At 61.2% G+C, this 18,191-nt stretch carries 18 protein-coding genes and 2 pseudogenes; 9 read left to right on the plus strand and 11 right to left on the minus strand.

What is annotated here, in order from left to right:
* Positions 1-19: 19 nt before the first annotated feature.
* Entirely contained in the window at positions 20-718 is a 699-nt protein-coding gene (locus ACLH0J_RS05710; protein ID WP_411391209.1) for a PspA/IM30 family protein, read from the minus strand.
* Between the two features lie 17 nt (positions 719-735).
* Entirely contained in the window at positions 736-1,317 is a 582-nt protein-coding gene (locus ACLH0J_RS05715) for a YjfI family protein (RefSeq protein WP_411391210.1), read from the minus strand.
* A gap of 370 nt (positions 1,318-1,687) precedes the next feature.
* Here ACLH0J_RS05715 and ycaC point away from each other — a divergent pair, with 370 nt between their 5' ends.
* The 9 genes and pseudogenes from ycaC (at position 1,688) to ACLH0J_RS05760 (ending at position 11,541) form a co-directional block, all read left to right on the plus strand.
* Positions 1,688-2,320, plus strand: coding sequence for an isochorismate family cysteine hydrolase YcaC (gene ycaC / locus ACLH0J_RS05720; RefSeq protein ID WP_411391211.1), 633 nt, complete (start codon positions 1,688-1,690; stop codon positions 2,318-2,320).
* Between the two features lie 123 nt (positions 2,321-2,443).
* Entirely contained in the window at positions 2,444-3,088 is a 645-nt protein-coding gene (locus tag ACLH0J_RS05725; protein WP_411391212.1) for an NAD(P)H-dependent oxidoreductase, read from the plus strand.
* The gene (locus ACLH0J_RS05730) at positions 3,027-3,407 is read left to right on the plus strand and encodes a MerR family transcriptional regulator (RefSeq protein ID WP_411391213.1); all 381 of its coding nucleotides are present in this window, start codon (positions 3,027-3,029) and stop codon (positions 3,405-3,407) included. Before ACLH0J_RS05725 ends, ACLH0J_RS05730 begins: the two co-directional genes overlap by 62 nt.
* A gap of 500 nt (positions 3,408-3,907) precedes the next feature.
* A pseudogene (locus tag ACLH0J_RS05735) lies at positions 3,908-5,643 on the plus strand (RHS repeat domain-containing protein); the annotation flags it as partial.
* A gap of 1 nt (position 5,644) precedes the next feature.
* Positions 5,645-5,959 (plus strand): hypothetical protein, encoded by a 315-nt coding sequence (locus ACLH0J_RS05740; protein WP_411391214.1) that lies wholly within the window; start codon positions 5,645-5,647, stop codon positions 5,957-5,959.
* 380 nt (positions 5,960-6,339) lie between these two features.
* The gene (locus ACLH0J_RS05745; RefSeq protein ID WP_003176346.1) at positions 6,340-6,582 is read left to right on the plus strand and encodes an exodeoxyribonuclease VII small subunit; all 243 of its coding nucleotides are present in this window, start codon (positions 6,340-6,342) and stop codon (positions 6,580-6,582) included.
* Positions 6,579-7,466 carry a (2E,6E)-farnesyl diphosphate synthase gene (gene ispA, locus ACLH0J_RS05750; RefSeq protein ID WP_411391215.1) on the plus strand — a complete coding sequence of 296 codons (888 nt, stop codon included), beginning with the start codon at positions 6,579-6,581 and terminating at the stop codon, positions 7,464-7,466. The genes ACLH0J_RS05745 and ispA overlap by 4 nt, the downstream gene beginning before the upstream one ends.
* Positions 7,467-7,576: 110 nt before the next feature.
* On the plus strand, positions 7,577-9,472 hold the full coding sequence (gene dxs, locus ACLH0J_RS05755) for a 1-deoxy-D-xylulose-5-phosphate synthase (RefSeq protein ID WP_411391216.1): 1,896 nt from the start codon (positions 7,577-7,579) through the stop codon (positions 9,470-9,472).
* A 136-nt stretch (positions 9,473-9,608) separates the two neighbouring features.
* Positions 9,609-11,541: pseudogene (locus ACLH0J_RS05760) on the plus strand (TonB-dependent receptor domain-containing protein).
* An 86-nt stretch (positions 11,542-11,627) separates the two neighbouring features.
* On the opposite strand, the gene ACLH0J_RS05765 reads toward ACLH0J_RS05760, so the two are convergent.
* The 9 genes from ACLH0J_RS05765 to ACLH0J_RS05805 all read right to left on the minus strand — a co-directional run bounded on the left by ACLH0J_RS05765 (position 11,628) and on the right by ACLH0J_RS05805 (position 18,170).
* Positions 11,628-12,416 carry a cobalamin-binding protein gene (locus ACLH0J_RS05765; RefSeq protein WP_411391217.1) on the minus strand — a complete coding sequence of 263 codons (789 nt, stop codon included), beginning with the start codon at positions 12,414-12,416 and terminating at the stop codon, positions 11,628-11,630.
* A complete protein-coding gene (locus tag ACLH0J_RS05770) occupies positions 12,413-12,832 on the minus strand; it encodes an MFS transporter (RefSeq protein WP_411391218.1) in 420 nt (139 codons plus the stop codon). Before ACLH0J_RS05770 ends, ACLH0J_RS05765 begins: the two co-directional genes overlap by 4 nt.
* Positions 12,829-13,446, minus strand: coding sequence for a GTP cyclohydrolase II (gene ribA, locus ACLH0J_RS05775; RefSeq protein WP_411391219.1), 618 nt, complete (start codon positions 13,444-13,446; stop codon positions 12,829-12,831). The genes ACLH0J_RS05770 and ribA overlap by 4 nt, the downstream gene beginning before the upstream one ends.
* A gap of 129 nt (positions 13,447-13,575) precedes the next feature.
* Complete coding sequence (locus ACLH0J_RS05780; RefSeq protein WP_411391220.1) at positions 13,576-14,292, minus strand: substrate-binding periplasmic protein; 717 nt, start codon at positions 14,290-14,292, stop codon at positions 13,576-13,578.
* 62 nt (positions 14,293-14,354) lie between these two features.
* Positions 14,355-15,320 (minus strand): thiamine-phosphate kinase, encoded by a 966-nt coding sequence (thiL, locus tag ACLH0J_RS05785; protein ID WP_411391221.1) that lies wholly within the window; start codon positions 15,318-15,320, stop codon positions 14,355-14,357.
* 18 nt (positions 15,321-15,338) lie between these two features.
* Positions 15,339-15,839 carry a transcription antitermination factor NusB gene (nusB, locus tag ACLH0J_RS05790; RefSeq protein ID WP_411391222.1) on the minus strand — a complete coding sequence of 167 codons (501 nt, stop codon included), beginning with the start codon at positions 15,837-15,839 and terminating at the stop codon, positions 15,339-15,341.
* Positions 15,836-16,312: a 6,7-dimethyl-8-ribityllumazine synthase gene (ribE, locus tag ACLH0J_RS05795; protein ID WP_003209986.1), complete on the minus strand. Its 477-nt coding sequence runs from the start codon at positions 16,310-16,312 to the stop codon at positions 15,836-15,838. Before ribE ends, nusB begins: the two co-directional genes overlap by 4 nt.
* A gap of 88 nt (positions 16,313-16,400) precedes the next feature.
* Positions 16,401-17,492 (minus strand): bifunctional 3,4-dihydroxy-2-butanone-4-phosphate synthase/GTP cyclohydrolase II, encoded by a 1,092-nt coding sequence (gene ribBA, locus ACLH0J_RS05800; protein ID WP_010566826.1) that lies wholly within the window; start codon positions 17,490-17,492, stop codon positions 16,401-16,403.
* 15 nt (positions 17,493-17,507) lie between these two features.
* Entirely contained in the window at positions 17,508-18,170 is a 663-nt protein-coding gene (locus ACLH0J_RS05805) for a riboflavin synthase (protein WP_411391223.1), read from the minus strand.
* Positions 18,171-18,191 lie beyond the last annotated feature (21 nt).

Consider the following 18,191-nt stretch of genomic DNA (forward strand, 5'->3'; position numbering starts at 1 on the left):
CTTCCTGCGGCAACGTTGCTTACTCGACCGACTTTTGCTTCAGACGCTCCAGAATCGCATTGGCGCTGCCTTCGTTCGGCGTGATACCGGCTTCGCGCAGCTTGCGCTCCAGGTCGGTCCCCGTCGACGCCTCAGCCAACTCATCCTGGGCTTGCAATTCAGCGGCGCGTTGCTGCTGCTTGGCCTGCAAACGATTCAGCGTACCGACGGCGGTTTCCAGCTTGCCATTGGCACCACCGCTGGCGATGGAAGCGCTGACCTGGGCCTTCTGTACGCTTTCGCGAGCCTTGGCCATATCCACTTGCTGGCGCAGGCTTTTGATCCGGCTTTCGGCCTTGCTGATGTCCTTGCGCATGCTGTCCGCATACCCACCGAATTCGGTGGCTTGCTTTTGCTCGACATCCCGCTCGTTGGTCAGGGTCGAAATGGCTTCGGCCACTTCCATGGCGAGGTCTTCACGATTGGCCTGCAGAGCAGCCATCGCCTTGGACTCCAGGTCCTTGATCTTGGCGTCGTACTCGCTGACGCGATCAGCCGCCAATTTGTGCTTGGCCATGATACTGACCAGCTCACGCTTGGCGTTGGCCAGCGCGGTGTCGGCATCGCGGATTTCCTGATCGAGAATGCGCAGGGCCTGTTGGTCGACGATCGACTCGCCGACTTCGTTGGCACCGCCACGCAACGCGGTGAACAATTTGCTCCAGATGGACTGAGTCATTGCATATTCCCGAATACTTAATTGAAGAAACGTTCGAAGGCTTCGCTGGCACGCTGCACGTTATCGACGAGGGTTTTCACCTCGGTCACGATATTGGTCAGGCTGGAATCGGAGCTCAACGCGCCGAACATGTTGTAGACAACTTGCCCGTTAGGCATGGACTCGATACCGATCGAGGACAGCGGGAACATTTCCCGGCTGCGCAGCACCGCATCATTGAATGCCGTTACGTCGTTGATGGACTCGACATCGACCAGCACGGTGTCCACGATGATCTGCTCGCCGACCACCGCGATGTAAATCGGCAAGCCACCGAAGTCGTTCATTTCCAGCTTGATACTGGACTCGGAGCCTTGAACGAGAGAAAGCGTAATGTCCTTTGACACCACGTCGTCCAGGGCCTGAAGAGCCGTGAAGAGGCGATCGATATTCCAGTTGCTACCTGCGCTCATGTAATTCTCCGACATGAATGAGCCAGCCAGAATCGGCTGGCGAAGCTGTTTCTCCATCTGCTTGAGCAAGCTTCGGTTTTCGGGAAGCACCCAAGTCTCGTGTTTCACGTAGCCAGCGGCCGCCAGGCCCGCGCGCATCTGCTTCATGTAAAAGCTCGATGGCTTTTTCGCGGACGGCTTCAAGCGCTCTCCCTGAAGGTTTGCTGAATCGGTATCGGGCCCTGTGGACGGGCTCGATGGAGAGCTGCGTTTCATGGAACTGACCTCGCTGTGAAAACTCACGCGTGAGAAAAGCTACAGGCAATTTTTGCCACACTCAATAGCTCACGCGTGAGATTTTTTGTCTTACTTTTTTAGCCATGAAAAAGATCAGTCCTGCTGACAGCCCAAGAATTGTCGCTTCTGAGTTGACGGTATTACCCATTCCAGCCGATTTATCCCCCGCCAGCCCCCCCTTTAATCTGTGCCCACGTTGAACGCAACGCCCAACCCACCCAAACAAAAAAAGGATTCAACCATGAGCACGCCAACCTACAACCGCTTGAACAAAGACGACGCCATCGTTCTGCTGGTCGACCACCAGACCGGCCTGATCTCTCTGGTGCAGGACTTCTCGCCCAATGAGTTCAAGAACAACGTGCTGGCCCTGGCGGACCTGGCCAAGTTCTTCAACCTGCCGACCATCCTCACCACCAGTTTCGAGCAAGGCCCCAACGGCCCGCTGGTGCCAGAGCTGAAAGAGATGTTCCCGGACGCGCCATACATCGCTCGCCCTGGCCAGATCAATGCGTGGGACAACGAAGATTTCGTCAAGGCGATCAAGGCAACCGGGCGTAAGCAGATCATCATCGCCGGCGTAGTGACGGATGTGTGCGTGGCGTTCCCGACCTTGTCGGCACTGGCAGAAGGCTTTGACGTGTTCGTGGTGACCGATGCGTCGGGTACGTTCAACACCACGGTGCAGCAGGCGGCGTGGAGCCGGATGACCCAGGCCGGTGCGCAACTGATGAACTGGTTCTCGGTGGCCTGTGAGTTGCACCGCGACTGGCGCAACGATATCGAAGGCCTGGGCAATCTGTTGTCCCAGCGCATTCCCAACTATCGCAACTTGATGAACGGTTATGCCGCGCTGACCGCTCATCAGAAGTAAGCCAGCCAAGATTCGCAATAAGCCTGCCCTTAAAAGCAGGCTTTCGTTGTTTCAGACATATCTTGACTCTCCCCTATACGGCATACCCTACCCTGAAAGCCCCATTTTTCAGGCGCCCGCCCCATGACCCAACGCATTCTGGTGATCCTCGGCCATCCGTCCAACGCCAGCCTCTGTTCGGCCCTCGCCGACACCTACGCCCACGCCGCAAAAATCGCCGGCCATGAGGTACGCGTCCTACGCTTGGGTGACTTGGCGTTCGACCCCATCCTTCACAACGGCTACCAGCAGATCCAGCCGCTTGAGCCCGATCTGCTCAGCGCGCAGTCGGACATTCTCTGGGCCACCCACCTGACCTTCGTTTTCCCGATCTGGTGGGGAGGCATTCCGGCATTGCTGAAGGGGTTTATCGACCGCATTTTCCTACCCGGTTTTGCCTTTAAATACCGCGCTGGCAAGGCGTTCCCCGACAAACTGCTGCAAGGCCGAACGGCACACTTGCTAGTGACCCTGGACACGCCGCCGTGGTATTACCGCTGGTTCTATCGCATGCCGGGCATCCACCAGATGCGCAAGACCACACTGGCATTTTGTGGCATCCAGCCGATCAAGACCCTGCTGTTCGGGCCGGTACTGGGGTCGACACCGGCGCAGCGCAGCACGTGGCTGAAACGGGCAGGCGCACTCGTTGAGAAAGGGAATTTTCATGTACATCGGCACAGCCGCACGACTATCGGGCACGACCATCAAGGCGATCCGTCACTATGAAGCCATTGGTCTGCTGCCGACGCCACAGCGCCAGGGGCAATACCGGGTTTATTCGCAGCAGAGCATTGAGCGGCTGATGTTGATCAAGTGCGCGCAGCAGTTGGGTTTCAAGCTTAAGGAGTTGCAGGAGATCCTTGGAGGCCATCCAGGCGATGGATTGCCTTGGGAGCGGGCAGAACAGGCTATTGCCAGTAAGAAACGAGATCTATCCACGCAAATTGCCGCATTGCAGAGGATGCAGACGGGGCTGATTGCGTTTGAAACCCAACTTAAAGAAGCACAGGGGCCCTGCTTGCCAATGAGCAAAATCGCCATTTGAAGTAGCCCTCAGCCGTGACTTAGCGCTGACTATTATGCGCCCTTCGTAAGTCCATTCTGATTTTCAAAACCGTTCATCCAGCCGCTTTTCGCTGCGGCAGACTCCGACGCCTTGCCCTCTGCCGAGACGTCACGGATGACCGACACTTCCCACATTGCCCTTATCGAACACGAACTGGATGGCTTTCATCAGAGCCTGGCGATATATCGCCAGCAGATGAGGGCGTGGTATTCGCGTGCGCTGGACTCTGTGAGCGATGCGGCGGATATGCCGTCGTTGCTGGGGATGGATCGTGTGCTGCGGGTGGGAGACTCGCAGACCTCGGTCGGCATGAACGACCCAGACTTTATCGGCAGTGTTGCCATGTGTCCGTTGGGCGGCGAACTGAAGATCGAGAGCACATTCGAGTCGGTATATGACGTGCCGATTGGTGACATCCCAATTGAAGTAATCGGGCTGGATGACGGTAGCGCCACCGTGGTCATGCTAAATGAACACGGCAATACGACGACGCCGGACGCTTGGTGGCGCTGTTTCCGGGGGACGATGAGCCGACGACCTACGAGCACGACAACGGATTCGTACGGGTTGTGCGGCGCGGCGAGGCGGTCTGGAAGTACGAGCGCAATGACCAGGGCGACGTCACGCGTAAGACCGATCCCGCTGGTCACGTGACCGACTACAGCTACAACCCCTACGGAAAAATCACCGCCGAGCGCGATGAACGCGGCCACGTCACCCGCTACGAATACGCCGACGGCCTGCACCTGATCAGCCGCCGCATCAATGCCGATGGCACCCAGGTCAAATACCGCTATGACAACGTCAGGTTATTGCTGACCGAGGTCGAAAACGAGGTCGGCGAGCCCTACACGCTCGACTACCACCCCAACGGCCTGATCCGGCAGGAAACCGGCTTTGACGGCCAGCGCACCGCTTACGCCTATGACCTCAACGGCAACCTGCAGGAAAAGACCGAACACGGCGACGACGGCAGTCAGCTAATTACCTGCTACAAGCGCGATCACGCCGGCCGCCTCGTAAGAAAAACCCTGCCCGATGGCAGCACTGTCGACTATGCCTACGACCGCCAAGGCAACCTCCTCAGCGTCAACGACGGCCACTGGGCGCTGGCCTACGAATACGACCACCAAGACCGCCTCACCGCCGAACACCAAGGCTGGGGCACCTTGCGCTATGGCTACGACGCCTGCGGCCAACTTCAACACCTGCGCCTGCCGGACAACAACCGCGTGGTGTTCAACCACGGCAAGGCCAACTGCTCAGCCACTACCACTACGACGACCAGCAACGCCTGCATGCCCACACCGTCACCCAACAGGCGCAGCACCGCTACCAACGCCAGTACGACTACGACCCATCCGGCAACCTCACCCGCCTGCTCGACACCCGCAAGGGCGAACACCGCTACCACTACGAACCCGACAGCTTCCGCCCGCTGGCCCTGCTGGAAGGCTTTGGTCCAGACGAAACAAAGCCCTACCACTACCAACTCGACCACCTCGGCACCCCACAGGAACTCACCGCCGCCGCCGGCGAAATCGTCTGGTCCGCCCACTACCGCGCCTACGGCGAAATCGCCCGCCTCGACAGCGGAAAAATCGACAATCCCCTGCGCTTCCAGGGGCAATACTTCGATCAAGAAAGCGGGCTGCACTACAACCGCCATCGCTACTACAATCCGGATATCGGTCGCTACCTGACGCCGGATCCGGTGAAGTTGGCGGGTGGGATCAATAGGTACCAGTACGCGCCCAATCCTACGGGGTGGGTGGATCCGCTGGGGTTGAGCAACTGCCCTGGAGGTGACGGGTGTAGACCATCGCTTTCTGTTGAGGAGCCAACACTACAACATCAGGTTAATGAAGGTGTGCCAGCGCAACCCGATGCCCGCACTCATTTTCCAAAAGACCCAAATGACTTAACCGACGTTTTAGGAGTGCCCCCCAAAGTATCTAAGACAAAACATGATACTCAACGAATGGAGTGGAGACCCAATAGCGATACCCGAATAAGGTTTGAGAGCCATCCAGGCGATGCAGGCCTATTCGTACCGAGACATCACGGCGAGCACTACCATATAGAGCTCAAACCAAATGATTTGAATTGGAAAAAGGCTGAGAAAAACAGACTAATAATTAAGGTGAAGCCCGAGAACTATAAAGAAGGGCACGGAACCGGCTTTCTACCGGGCGAAAAACATCCAGGAATCTGACATGACGACATTCCCTGTTTCAGATGGAACAATTGAAAAAGTAACTTGTCACCGAAACACATTGATTATGGAGTTCACAGATTGGCAAGAAACGTCATGGGAGATCACATTCAACGATCTAGTTGCCTTTCAAGGGATAGGCGCCGTCGGATCTGAAATATGCGATATGTACGAGGAAGAAAACTCAAGCCTTTCACAAGAGGCCATTAGACTCGACCCCAGTGAAACGGGAAAAAGCTACTGCTTTACAGCGAGCAATGGCGGAGAGGTCGTTTTTCAAGTGGTTGCTGGTAGCTATAGCGCCCAGAAGACATAAGTCAAAAAATTGAAAGCACTGACCCTCTGACTAGACCCTGAGCCGAACCCGAAGCGCAACCGGCTCACTGAATGAGCCGAATAACCTCTCTATTCGGCTCACGCACCAGGCATTCCACCATCTCGCACACCGATTGAATTGGCATCACTTGTTGTTCCCTGCACCGCAAACGCACGTTGCCGCGCAGGCTTCCAATGTCGGGCGTTGAGGGGAATGAGCCAACGCATTGCTGTCAGAACTGCCTGACCCGCCTCCCCGCAGGCGGCCGCAGCACACGTTATCGGGTCAATACAGCAGGCGAGTGACGCCCCCGCTCATTTGCCCCCATCCCCCATGTCTGCTAGTGTCGCGCCGGTTTACCGTCTACCGGAATAGCCGCCATGGCCCGCAAAAAAGTTGCACTCGATTTCGAACAATCCCTCGCCGACCTGCAAACATTGGTCGAGCGTCTGGAGAACGGCGAGTTGTCGCTGGAAGACTCGCTGACGGCGTTTGAGCAAGGTATCGGCCTGACCCGCGACTGCCAGAGCGCCCTGGCGCAGGCGGAGCAGAAGGTGCAGGTGTTGCTGGAGCGTGACGGGGAGTTGGCCGAAGAACCTTTCGATGCGGAACAGCCCGAATGATCGACGCGTATCAGGCCAGTAGCCAAGCCCGGGTCAATGCGGCATTGGAACCCTTGTTTGTTGCGCCAAGCCCCGAACTCAAGCGTCTTTACGAAGCCATGCGCTACAGCGTGATGAATGGCGGCAAGCGTGTGCGCCCACTGCTGGCCTATGCCGCCTGCGAAGCCCTGGGCGCACCGGCCGAGCAGGCCAACGGCGCGGCCTGCGCGGTGGAGTTGATCCACGCCTATTCCCTGGTGCATGACGATTTGCCGGCGATGGACGACGATGATTTGCGTCGCGGCCAGCCCACCACCCATAAAGCCTTTGATGAAGCCTGCGCGATCCTCGCCGGTGACGGCCTGCAAAGCCTGGCGTTCAGCGCCTTGCTGGACCCGGCGCTGAGCAGCGTCAATGCCGAGATCAGCTTGCGCATGGTCACCGCGCTGGCCGTGGCTGCGGGACCGGCCGGCATGGTCGGTGGCCAGGCCATCGACCTCGGTTCGGTGGGCCAGAAGCTGGATCGACACGCGCTGGAATACATGCACCGCCACAAGACCGGTGCCTTGATCGAAGCGGCCGTTCACCTGGGCGCCCTGGCCAGCGGTCGTGCCGAGGCCACTCAATTGGCGGCGCTGAAGACTTACGCGCAGGCCATCGGCCTGGCGTTCCAGGTGCAGGACGACATTCTCGACGTGGAAAGTGACACCGCCACCCTGGGCAAGCGCCAAGGTGCCGATATCGCCCGGGACAAGCCGACATACCCTGCATTGCTCGGGCTGGCAGCGGCCAAGGCGTATGCCATCGAGCTGCGCGACCAGGCCCTGGCGGCCCTGCGACCTTTCGACGCAGCGGCCGAGCCATTGCGGGACCTGGCGCGGTATATCGTCGAACGCCGCCACTGATAACCGCGGCCATTGCAGCCGCATATCAGCCAAGTTCGGCGCTCTGCGTGGGCAGTTTGCGATGCTTGAGGTAAACTGCCGCCTCTTCTATACCTATAACGATTCGCCTGATGCCCACGACGTTTCAAGAGATTCCCCGCAAACGCCCGTCCACGCCCCTGCTCGACCGTGCTGCCACGCCGGACGGCCTGCGTCGTCTGGGTGAAGCCGAGCTGGAAACCCTGGCCGATGAATTGCGCCTGGAATTGCTCTACACGGTCGGCCAGACCGGTGGGCATTTCGGTGCCGGTCTGGGCGTCATCGAGCTGACCATCGCGCTGCATTACGTGTTCGACACCCCCGACGACCGGCTGGTGTGGGACGTGGGCCATCAGGCGTATCCGCATAAGATCCTCACTGGCCGTCGCGAGCGCATGAGCACCCTGCGCCAGAAGGGCGGCATCGCCGCCTTCCCGCGTCGCTCCGAGAGCGAGTACGACACCTTTGGCGTCGGCCACTCCAGCACCTCGATCAGTGCCGCGCTGGGCATGGCGATTGCCTCCCGCCTGCAAGGCAGCGATCGCAAGGCGATTGCCGTGATCGGTGACGGCGCGCTGACCGCCGGCATGGCCTTCGAAGCGCTGAACCATGCGCCGGAAGTGGACGCCAACATGCTGGTGATCCTCAACGACAACGACATGTCGATCTCGCGCAATGTCGGTGGCCTGTCGAATTACCTGGCCAAAATCCTCTCCAGCCGTACCTACGCGAGCATGCGCGAAGGCAGCAAGAAAGTGCTGTCGCGTCTGCCCGGCGCGTGGGAAATCGCCCGCCGCACCGAAGAATATGCCAAGGGCATGCTGGTCCCCGGCACGCTGTTCGAAGAGCTGGGCTGGAACTACATCGGCCCGATCGACGGCCACGACCTGCCGACCCTGATCGCCACGCTACGCAACATGCGTGACCTCAAAGGCCCGCAGTTCCTGCACATCGTCACCAAAAAAGGCAAAGGCTTCGCCCCGGCGGAAGTCGACCCGATCGGTTACCACGCGATCACCAAGCTCGAACCCCTGGACGCCCCCGCCGCGCCGAAAACGGCCAGCGGGCCGAAGTATTCCGGCGTGTTCGGCGAATGGCTGTGCGACATGGCGGCCGCCGACCCGCGCCTGGTGGGCATTACCCCGGCGATGAAGGAAGGCTCCGACCTGGTGGCGTTCAGCGAGCGTTTCCCGCTGCGCTACTTCGACGTCGCCATCGCTGAGCAACACGCGGTGACCTTCGCCGCCGGCATGGCCTGCGAAGGCGCCAAGCCGGTCGTCGCGATCTACTCCACGTTCCTGCAACGCGCCTACGACCAGTTGGTGCATGACGTCGCAGTGCAGCACCTCGACGTGCTGTTCGCCATCGACCGCGCCGGCCTGGTGGGCGAAGACGGCCCGACCCACGCCGGCAGTTTCGACCTGTCATACCTGCGCTGCATCCCCGGCATGCTGGTGATGACCCCCAGCGACGAAAACGAACTGCGCAAAATGCTCAGCACCGGCCACCTGTACAACGGCCCGGCCGCCGTGCGTTACCCGCGCGGCAACGGCCCGAACGCGGTGATCGAAAAAGACCTGGCTCCGATCGAGATCGGCAAGGGCATCGTGCGGCGCCAAGGCAGCAAGACCGCCTTCCTGGTGTTCGGCGTGCAATTGGCCGAAGTGCTAAAAGTGGCCGAGAAGATCGGCGCCACCGTGGTCGACATGCGTTTCGTCAAACCGCTGGATGAAGCGCTGGTGCGCGAGATCGCCGCCGGCCATGAGTTGCTGGTGACGGTCGAAGAAAACGCCATCATGGGCGGCGCCGGTGCGGCAGTCAGCGAGTTCCTGGCGCGGGAAAACATCCTCAAGTCGGTGCTGCACCTGGGCTTGCCGGATATGTACGTCGAACACGCCAAGCCGGCGCAGATGCTCGCCGAGTGCGGTCTCGACGAGACGGGCATTGAGGCGTCGGTTCGCGAACGCATGACACTCCTGGGCCTGTAAACCCGGTCAACATGTGGGAGGAGGTTTGCTCCCGATAGCGGTATTCAGTTGTAGCTGTTGCGACTGAACCACTGCTATCGGGAGCAAGCCCCTCCCACACTGGTTTGGTGTCTATGTTCAACGTTATGGACAGCCCATGAATCATCTTCGTCTCGCCCTGCCCTTGCTGCTTCTGCCAGCCCACGACCTGCTCGCCGACGCCCGCGACGCCGCGCTGAAACTCCCCGATGTGGTCATCAGCGCCAACCGCCAGGTCCAGGCGCGCAATGACAGCAGCGCCGCCAACACCGTGTTCACCCGCGACGACATCGACCGCCTGCAACCCACCAGCCTCACCGACCTGCTCAGCCGCGTGCCCGGCGTGCAAGTCGTGCCCAGCGGCGGCCGTGGCAGCTTGCCCGGGATTTATATTCGCGGCACCAAATCCGCGCAAAGCCTGGTGCTGGTGGATGGCCAACGCATAGCCAATACCACCTCCGGCGACAGCGGCCTGCAATACCTCAACGTCGACCAGATCGAACGGGTGGAAGTGCTGCGCGGCTCAATACCTCAACGTCGACCAGATCGAACGTGGAAGTCTGCGCGGCTCACGCTGGTGATCTATGGCAGATGCGATTGGCGGGGTGATCCAGGTCTTTACCCGGCGCAACGCGGAGCAAGGCCTGCAGCCGCGCCTGAAGCTCGGCTTCGGCAGCCACCAGACCTGGGAACGCAGCCTTGGCCTTTCCGGCGGCGACGAACACACACGCTTCAACCTGGGCGCGAGCCTGGATGAAACCGCCGGCATCAATTCGACACGCACCTCGTTCCCCAGTGATGGCGACCACGATGCCTACCGCAACCAGTCCGTCAGCCTGAACCTCAGCCATTCGTTCAGCGAAGAATTGGAAGTGGGATTCAACCTGCTGGATAGCCGCGGCAAGTCAGAGTACGACAACAGCTTCGGTCGCTACGTCGTCGCCACCGGGCAGACCGTCGGCCAGAAACCCTACACCGACTACGCCGTCAGCAGCGCCAGCGGCTATGTCGACGCCCGCCTCAGCGAAGGTTGGCAATCGCGCCTGGAACTGGGCCACAGCGAGAACCGCGATACCAAGCGCGACACCCTCAGCGATGACTTCAGTGTGTTCAACACCTACCGCGACTCGATCAACTGGCAGAATGACCTGCCCCTGAATGACCGCAACAGCCTGATCCTCGGCGGCGACTGGTACGAAGACCGCTTCCACGGCTCCACCACGTTCAGCGAAAACAGCCGCTGGAACCGCGCCGCCTTTGTCCAGCATCGTTTCCACAGCGAATGGTTTTCCACCGAGCTGGGCCTGCGCCATGACCAGAACCAACAGTTTGGCGGCCAGAACAGTTGGAGCGGCACCCTCACCGTGCCGATCAATCCCAATAACGATGTGCTGCTGACCTACAGCGAAGGCTTTCGCGCGCCGACCTTCAACGATCTCTATTACCCGGACACGAAGTACAGCAACCCCAATCTGCAGCCCGAAACCTCCAAGAGCTACGAGCTGCAATGGCGCAGCCAACTGAGCGACAGCACGCGCCTGGAAGCGTCGGTGTACCGCACCGATTTGAGCGACGCGATCATCCTCGACCGCAGTGGCAAGCCGCAGAACGTGGCATCCGCACGGATCAATGGTTTTGAAGCGGCGCTCAAGCAGGAGCTGTTTGGCTGGCAAGGCAACCTGGGGCTTTCGATCATCGACCCGCGCGACCGCGACAGCGGCCATACCCTGGCTCGCCGGGCGAGGCGCACGTTGAACCTGGACCTGGACCGGTCATTCGATCAATTCGCGTTCGGTGCCAGTTGGCAGGCGATCAGCAACAGCTATGACGATGAAGACAACACCCAGCGCCTGGGCGGCTATGCCTTGCTCGGGCTGCGCAGCAGTTGGACGGTAACGCATGAAGTGTCGTTGTCGCTGAAGGTCGATAACCTGCTGGACAAGACGTATGCGCGGGCCCGCTACAGCTACAACGATCCGGACTTCCTGAACAACCAGGACTATCGCGAAGAAGGCCGCACCTGGATGCTCGGCATCACCTGGACCCCGTAGGAGCGAGCTTGCTCGCGAAAAACCTGAGAGCGCCGCGTTCGTCCAGGATGCTCGTGTCATCGTTAACGGTCTTCGCGAGCTCGCGCCTACAAGGGCGGGGTTATCACTTTACATAGCCGCGCTACGGCTTCCAGCATTTGCCCGCTGGGCCGCTCCAGGCCCTTGTCTGGCACCAGGCGCACTCGCGCGGCCATCGAGGGCCAAGCCTTCCAGGCCTGCAACTGGGCCTGGTCCCCCACCAGAATCATCTCGGGATTACGCTGCAACACCGATTCGATGCTGACCTGCGGCGCGGGCAGCGTCAGGTCGTCGAACACATTGCGCGCACCGCACACCGTCAACGCATCACTGATGATCTGCCCGCCCCCCACGGTGTACAGCGGTTGGTTCCACACCTGGTAAAACACTCGCAACGGCTCGGTACGTCGATAGCGCTGGCGCAGGTCGGCCAGGCGCTGGCGCAACTGCGCGGCCAATTGCCGACCGGCGTCGGCACGCCCCAATTGCTCGGCGATGGCCTGCACTTGGGCAGTGAGTTGTTCAAGACTGTGGGGTTCGGCGACGTACACCGGGATATTCAAGCGCTGCAACTGCTCGCGCTGGGCCGGACCGATGCTGCCGGGCCAGAGCAGGATCAGGTCGGGATTGAGGCTGAGCAGGCGCTCCATGTCCAGTTGGCCGTAATGCCCCACCGACGCCACCTTCGCCAACGCCGCCGGACGCTCACCGCCATCGAGCACCCCCACCAGCAGGTCGGCGGCGCCCAGCTCGACTACGATTTCAGACAGCGACGGCGCCAGGCTGACCACCCGTTCGACCGCCAGGGCCTGGGCGCAGCACGCCAGCAGCAGGAGCGCCAGCCAGCGACGCTTCATCCCAACTGACGCGGGATGCGATAGAGGTAAAACAGCACCAGGGTCGACAGCGCCAGCAGAAACAGCGGCACTGCTTCCAGGCCGACGAACACCGCCAGCGCACCGATCCACGCCGGTACGGCAGCCACCAGCAACGCCGCGCGTCGACGGGCCGCCAAGGTGATCCAGGCCGCCGGCTCTTCAGGGGTATCGAGGGCTTTGGAGGTGGCGATCAGCGCGCGCTTATAGCCATGGAAATAACGCAGGCTGAGGAACATCGACGCTACGCCGGCGATAAAGAACGGCATGGCCAGCACCGGCAGCAAGGGCTCGGCCTGGCCAAACACCAGGTTGATCACGAACAGCGGGAGCAGCGCCAGGGCCAGGTACTGCCACCAGTTGAAGGACAGTCGCCGTTTCACCTGGCCACGGGTCACGCGCGGTCGACCTCGCCCTGGTGCTCGTTGCCCATCATGTGGTCGAGCTTGCTGGCTTTGGTGGCGAGGTAGAGTTTGTTGTGCGGGTTGTGCCCGGTGTGCAGCGGCACGCGTTCGGCCACGGTGATGCCCATCTCGGTCAAGGCTTTGACCTTGCGCGGGTTGTTGGTCATCAGGCGCAGGGATTTGACCCCCAGGTGCTGCAGCATCGGCAGGCAGATGCCATAGTCGCGCTGGTCCGCGGCGAAACCCAGGCGCTCGTTGGCTTCGACGGTATCGGCGCCGCCATCCTGCAGTTCGTAGGCGCGGATCTTGTTCAGCAGGCCAATGCCACGGCCTTCCTGGCGCAAGTACAGCAGCACCCCACGGCCTTCACGGGCGATGGCCTGCATGGCCGCTTCCAATTGCGAACCGCAGTCGCAGCGCTGGCTGAACAGCGCATCGCCGGTCAGGCACTCGGAGTGGATGCGGCCCAGCACCGGCGCGCCATCAGCGATATCGCCCAGGCTGAGCACAACGTGCTCGCGCCCGGTGGCTTGTTCGAGAAAGCCATGCATGGTGAACGTGGCGAAAGGGGTAGGCAGCTTGGAAGCAGCGACGAAAACGACGGGCACCGTGTGCTCCTGATTTCAGTTTTTACAAAGGCGGCCATTGTAACAGCAGGTTCCAACGGACGCTTAAGCTGAATTATCACTGACAAAGATCAATCGGTTCGATTGGCCTTCTTCCTGGTTCTATGCAGGTCAGAACGGATAGGGCTGTTTCCAGCGTTGGAAAATCGGCCTGAGCTCGCCGCTTTTCACCAGGGTGGCCATGCGCTGGTCAAAAACCGTCATCAGGCCGCGCCCACGCTCGTTATCGGCAAAGCCTACATACAGCGGCAGTTCGGCGATGTGGATGAGCTGGAACTTCGAGGCGTCGTTTGACTGGCTGAGCACGTATTGGGCTTCGGTAAGGGCATCAATGTAGAAATCGGCCCGACCGTATTCGAGCATCGGCAGAATCCCGTCACGGCGCTGGATCTGATCGAACTGCCGGACATTGGGCAAGTACTGTTCGTACTTGTAGCCGCGAACCCAGGCCAGGCGATAGTGGCCCAGCGTGACTGCGGTCGGTTTGCTTAACGTGGCGAGCCCGAGGGCATAGATATGATCCGAATCGTAGTTCCAGTACGGGTACAGCACGCCCGCGGCTTCATCACGGTAAGCGCCGACCCAGCCGTCCACCTCGCCGCGCTGGGCCAGGCCGACAGAACGGGTGTAGGGCACGGTGCGCGTCTGCAGCGTGATCCCGACCGGATCGAAGACCTGGTGCAGTACCTCCCAGGCCAGGCCGCTGCCGTCGGCGTTGGTGTAATCGTCCCAGGCTTCACTGGCCAGCAAGATGTTGCCCGGCACCTGCGCCTGCACCAGGACCGTAAAGGCACACAGCAGTATCAGCCACCAGCGGCGCACACCCATAGTGATGACCTCCTGCAAGTCATGCATCCATATGACAGTAGAGGGTAGCCCAGCTCATCCGGTTAAAGCGTCTCGCGAAAATGTTGATAGCCATGAACGGCCGGGGTGATGTCCTGCCCGTTGCCGTCGAGCAGGGTTACGCCCTGCCCCGCCTCGACCCGGCCGATCACATGGATCGGCCAGCCACCGGCCAGCAGAGGTGCCAATGCGACAGACGGCAAGGTGAAGGCCAGCACGTAGTCGTCGCCGCCGCTCAAGGCAGCCACCCGCGCTTCGTCCTCGCCGACAAACGCCAGCAACGCGTCGGACAACGGCAGCTTCTCGCACTCGATCAGCAGGCGGACCGCCGATGCCTTGGCGATATGCCCGCAATCGGCCAAAAGCCCATCGGAAATATCCATCGCCGCAGTGGCCTTGCCCCGAAGGGCCAGGCCCAGGGCCAGTTGCGGCTGCGGCGACCAGTAGTGGGCCAGCAGCGGGTGGGCGATGGTCACGTCGGCAGTGCGCTGCCCCAATACCAGCGGCAAGGCGCCGGCAGCATTGCCCAGTTCGCCGCCGACACACAGCAGGTCCCCCGGCCGTGCGCCACGGCGCGTCAACGCCTGCCCGGCCGGTACACGGCCGAACACGGTCATGGTCAGGCTCAGCGGCCCGCGCGTGGTGTCGCCGCCCACCAACCCCACGCCGCAGCGTTGCGCCATGGTGTTCAAACCCTGGGCATAGCGTTGCAGCCAAACGGCATCGACGGTCGGCGTGGTCAGGGCAAGGGTAAACGCGAGGGGGTTGGCGCCCATGGCCGCCAGGTCGCTCACCGCCACAGCCAGCGAGCGCTGGCCGAGCAGGAACGGATCGCAGGGGTCGGCAAAATGCACGCCGGCCACCAGGGTATCGGTGGAGATCGCCAACTGCTCCCCGGCGGGGAGCGCCAGCAAGGCGCAGTCGTCGCCGATCCCCAGGGCAATGCCTTCGCCGCCCTGCGCACAGGGCGCGGCGGCGAAGTATTTGCGGATCAGCTCAAACTCGCCCATCGGGAACTCAAGCGCGGATCAGCGCTTGTGTTCCTTCACTTCGGCTTCGCGCAGGCGCGGGGCCAGCTTGTCGAGCACGCCGTTGACGAACTTGTGACCGTCGGTCGAACCGTAGACTTTCGCCAGTTCGATGCCTTCGTTGATCACCACGCGGTACGGCACGTCGACGCGCTTGAGCAGTTCCCAGGTGGACAGGCGCAGTACGGCCAGTTCAACCGGGTCCAGCTCGTCGAGGGTCAGGTCCAGGCAAGGCGTCAGCGCGGTGTCGATCTCGGTCTTGTTGGCCGGGACGCCGTGCAGGATGTCGTGAAAGTAGCTGGCATCGACGTCGCTGAAATCGTTGTCGACGCGAAATTGCGCTTCGATTTCGTTCAGCGAGGTTTTCGCCATGTGCCACTGATACAGCGCCTGGGTCGCAAGCTGACGCGCTTCGCGACGCTTGACGCTCTTGGACGGCTTGCCCGCGTCTGCCGGGCGTGGGTCGCGTGGGTTGAAACGATCGCTCTCGTCGGAAATCACTTGGCCTCCAACTGCGCCAGCAGGCTGACCATTTCCAGGGCGGACAGGGCAGCTTCGGCACCTTTGTTACCGGCCTTGGTGCCGGAACGTTCGATGGCTTGCTCGATGGAATCCACGGTCAGCACGCCGAACGCGACGGGCACGCCGAACTCCATGGACACCTGGGCCAGGCCCTTGGTGCATTCGCCAGCCACGTATTCGAAGTGCGGAGTACCGCCACGAATGACCGCGCCCAGGGCGATGATCGCCGCGTATTCACCCTGCTGGGCAACTTTTTGCGCAACCAGCGGAATTTCGAAGGCGCCAGGGGCACGGATAATAGTGATGTCGCTCTCGCTCACACCGTGGCGAACCAGGGCGTCCACGGCACCGCTTACCAGGCTTTCAACCACGAAGCTGTTGAAACGGCCAACCACCAGGGCATAGCGGCCTTTGGGGGCGATGAAGGTACCTTCGATGGTCTTCAGGGTCATTCGACAAATCTCTTAAAGAGCCGGGACGCGAAAAGTGCGCCCCTCAGTGATGATTTAACCGCGAACAAGAGGCAGGAATCGCCGGCCTTTATTCGGAGGGCACGTATTCTACAACTTCCAGGTCGAAACCGGATATCGCATTAAATTTCATCGGCGCACTCATCAGGCGCATTTTGCGTACACCGAGGTCGCGCAGGATCTGCGAACCGGCGCCGACGATGCTGTAGGTGGTCGGTGTTTTGACCTGGGTGTTCTCGGCGGATTCGCGAATATGCGCGAGCAATACGTCGCCATCCACCGGGTTGCCCAGCAGCAGCACCACGCCGCTGCCGGCCGCGGAAACCGCAGCCATGGCGGCGCGCAGGCTCCAGCGGCCCGGTTGCTTGACCATCAGCAGGTCGCGCAAGGGGTCCATGTTGTGCACGCGCACCAGGGTCGGTTCGTCGGCGCAGATGGTGCCCAGGGTCAGCGCCATGTGCACGTCGCCTTCCACCGAATCACGGTAGGTCACCAGGTTGAATTGGCCCAGTTCGCTGTCCAACGGCTGCTCGGCAATCCGCTGAACGGTACGTTCATGGATCATGCGGTAGTGAATCAGGTCGGCGATGGTGCCGATCTTGAGGTTGTGTTCGGCGGCAAAGGTTTCGAGTTCGCTACGACGGGCCATGGTGCCGTCATCGTTCATCACTTCGCAGATCACGCCGCTCGGCTCGAAACCGGCCATGCGCGCCAGGTCGCAGGCGGCTTCGGTGTGGCCGGCGCGGGCCAGGGTGCCGCCCGGCTGGGCCATCAGCGGGAAGATATGGCCCGGGCTGACGATGTCTTCAGCCTTGGCGTCCTTGGCGGCGGCCGCTTGCACGGTGCGCGCGCGGTCGGCAGCGGAGATACCGGTGGTGACGCCGGTGGTCGCTTCGATCGAGACGGTGAACTTGGTGCCGAAACCCGAGCCATTGCGCGGCGACATCAACGGCAGCTTGAGCAATTCGCAGCGCTCGCGGCTCATGGGCATGCAGATCAGCCCACGGGCGTGCTTGGCCATGAAGTTGATGTGCTCGGCCTTACACATCTCGGCGGCCATGATGATGTCGCCTTCATTTTCGCGGTCTTCGTCATCCATCAGGATGACCATCTTGCCTTGGCGAATATCTTCAACCAGTTCTTCGATGCTATTGAGCGCCACAGGGCACCCCCTTGGTCAGGATTTCAGGTAGCCGTTAGCGGCCAGAAAACTTTCGGTGATGGTACCGGGCGCAGGCTCTGCGGCCTTGTCGCCCAGCAACAGGCGCTCCAGGTAACGGGCAAGCAAGTCGACTTCCAGGTTCACCCGGCGACCTGGCTGGTAGGAGGCCATGATCGTTTCGCTCAGGGTGTGGGGAATGATGGTCAGTGCGAATTCGGCGCCATTGACGGCGTTCACGGTCAGGCTGGTGCCGTCGACGGTGATCGAGCCTTTGTGGGCGATGTACTTGGCCAGCTCTTTGGGCGCGCGGATGCGGAATTCCACGGCACGCGCGTTTTCGCTGCGCGACACCACTTCACCGACACCGTCGACATGGCCGCTGACCAGGTGACCGCCCAGGCGAGTGGTGGGAGTGAGGGCTTTTTCCAGGTTGACCGGGCTGCCGGCCTTGAGGTCGCTCATCGCGGTGCAGTCCAGGGTTTCCCGGCTGACATCGGCGGCAAAGCCATTGCCCGGCAGCTCGATGACGGTCAGGCACACGCCGCTGACGGCGATGCTGTCGCCCAGCTTGACGTCGCCGAGGTCGAGCTTGCCGGTGTCGACCAGCAGGCGCACGTCGCCGCCTTTGGGGGTCATGGCGCGGATGCTGCCGATGGATTCGATAATGCCGGTGAACATGGCCTTCTCCTGGAAAAACGG

The sequence above is a fragment of the Pseudomonas sp. MPB23 genome (assembly GCF_046605395.1).
Lineage (GTDB): Bacteria > Pseudomonadota > Gammaproteobacteria > Pseudomonadales > Pseudomonadaceae > Aquipseudomonas.

Bases quoted from the DNA above. Each gene is read 5' to 3' on its own strand.
- ACLH0J_RS05710 (WP_411391209.1), bottom strand. From the start codon at position 718: ATGACTCAGTCCATCTGGAGCAAATTGTTCACCGCGTTGCGTGGCGGT.
- ACLH0J_RS05715 (WP_411391210.1), bottom strand. From the start codon at position 1,317: ATGAAGCAGATGCGCGCGGGCCTGGCGGCCGCTGGCTACGTGAAACAC.
- ycaC (WP_411391211.1), top strand. From the start codon at position 1,688: ATGAGCACGCCAACCTACAACCGCTTGAACAAAGACGACGCCATCGTT.
- ACLH0J_RS05725 (WP_411391212.1), top strand. From the start codon at position 2,444: ATGACCCAACGCATTCTGGTGATCCTCGGCCATCCGTCCAACGCCAGC.
- ACLH0J_RS05730 (WP_411391213.1), top strand. From the start codon at position 3,027: ATGTACATCGGCACAGCCGCACGACTATCGGGCACGACCATCAAGGCG.
- ACLH0J_RS05740 (WP_411391214.1), top strand. From the start codon at position 5,645: ATGACGACATTCCCTGTTTCAGATGGAACAATTGAAAAAGTAACTTGT.
- ACLH0J_RS05745 (WP_003176346.1), top strand. From the start codon at position 6,340: ATGGCCCGCAAAAAAGTTGCACTCGATTTCGAACAATCCCTCGCCGAC.
- ispA (WP_411391215.1), top strand. From the start codon at position 6,579: ATGATCGACGCGTATCAGGCCAGTAGCCAAGCCCGGGTCAATGCGGCA.
- dxs (WP_411391216.1), top strand. From the start codon at position 7,577: ATGCCCACGACGTTTCAAGAGATTCCCCGCAAACGCCCGTCCACGCCC.
- ACLH0J_RS05765 (WP_411391217.1), bottom strand. From the start codon at position 12,416: ATGAAGCGTCGCTGGCTGGCGCTCCTGCTGCTGGCGTGCTGCGCCCAG.
- ACLH0J_RS05780 (WP_411391220.1), bottom strand. From the start codon at position 14,292: ATGGGTGTGCGCCGCTGGTGGCTGATACTGCTGTGTGCCTTTACGGTC.
- thiL (WP_411391221.1), bottom strand. From the start codon at position 15,320: ATGGGCGAGTTTGAGCTGATCCGCAAATACTTCGCCGCCGCGCCCTGT.
- ribE (WP_003209986.1), bottom strand. From the start codon at position 16,312: ATGACCCTGAAGACCATCGAAGGTACCTTCATCGCCCCCAAAGGCCGC.
- ACLH0J_RS05805 (WP_411391223.1), bottom strand. From the start codon at position 18,170: ATGTTCACCGGCATTATCGAATCCATCGGCAGCATCCGCGCCATGACC.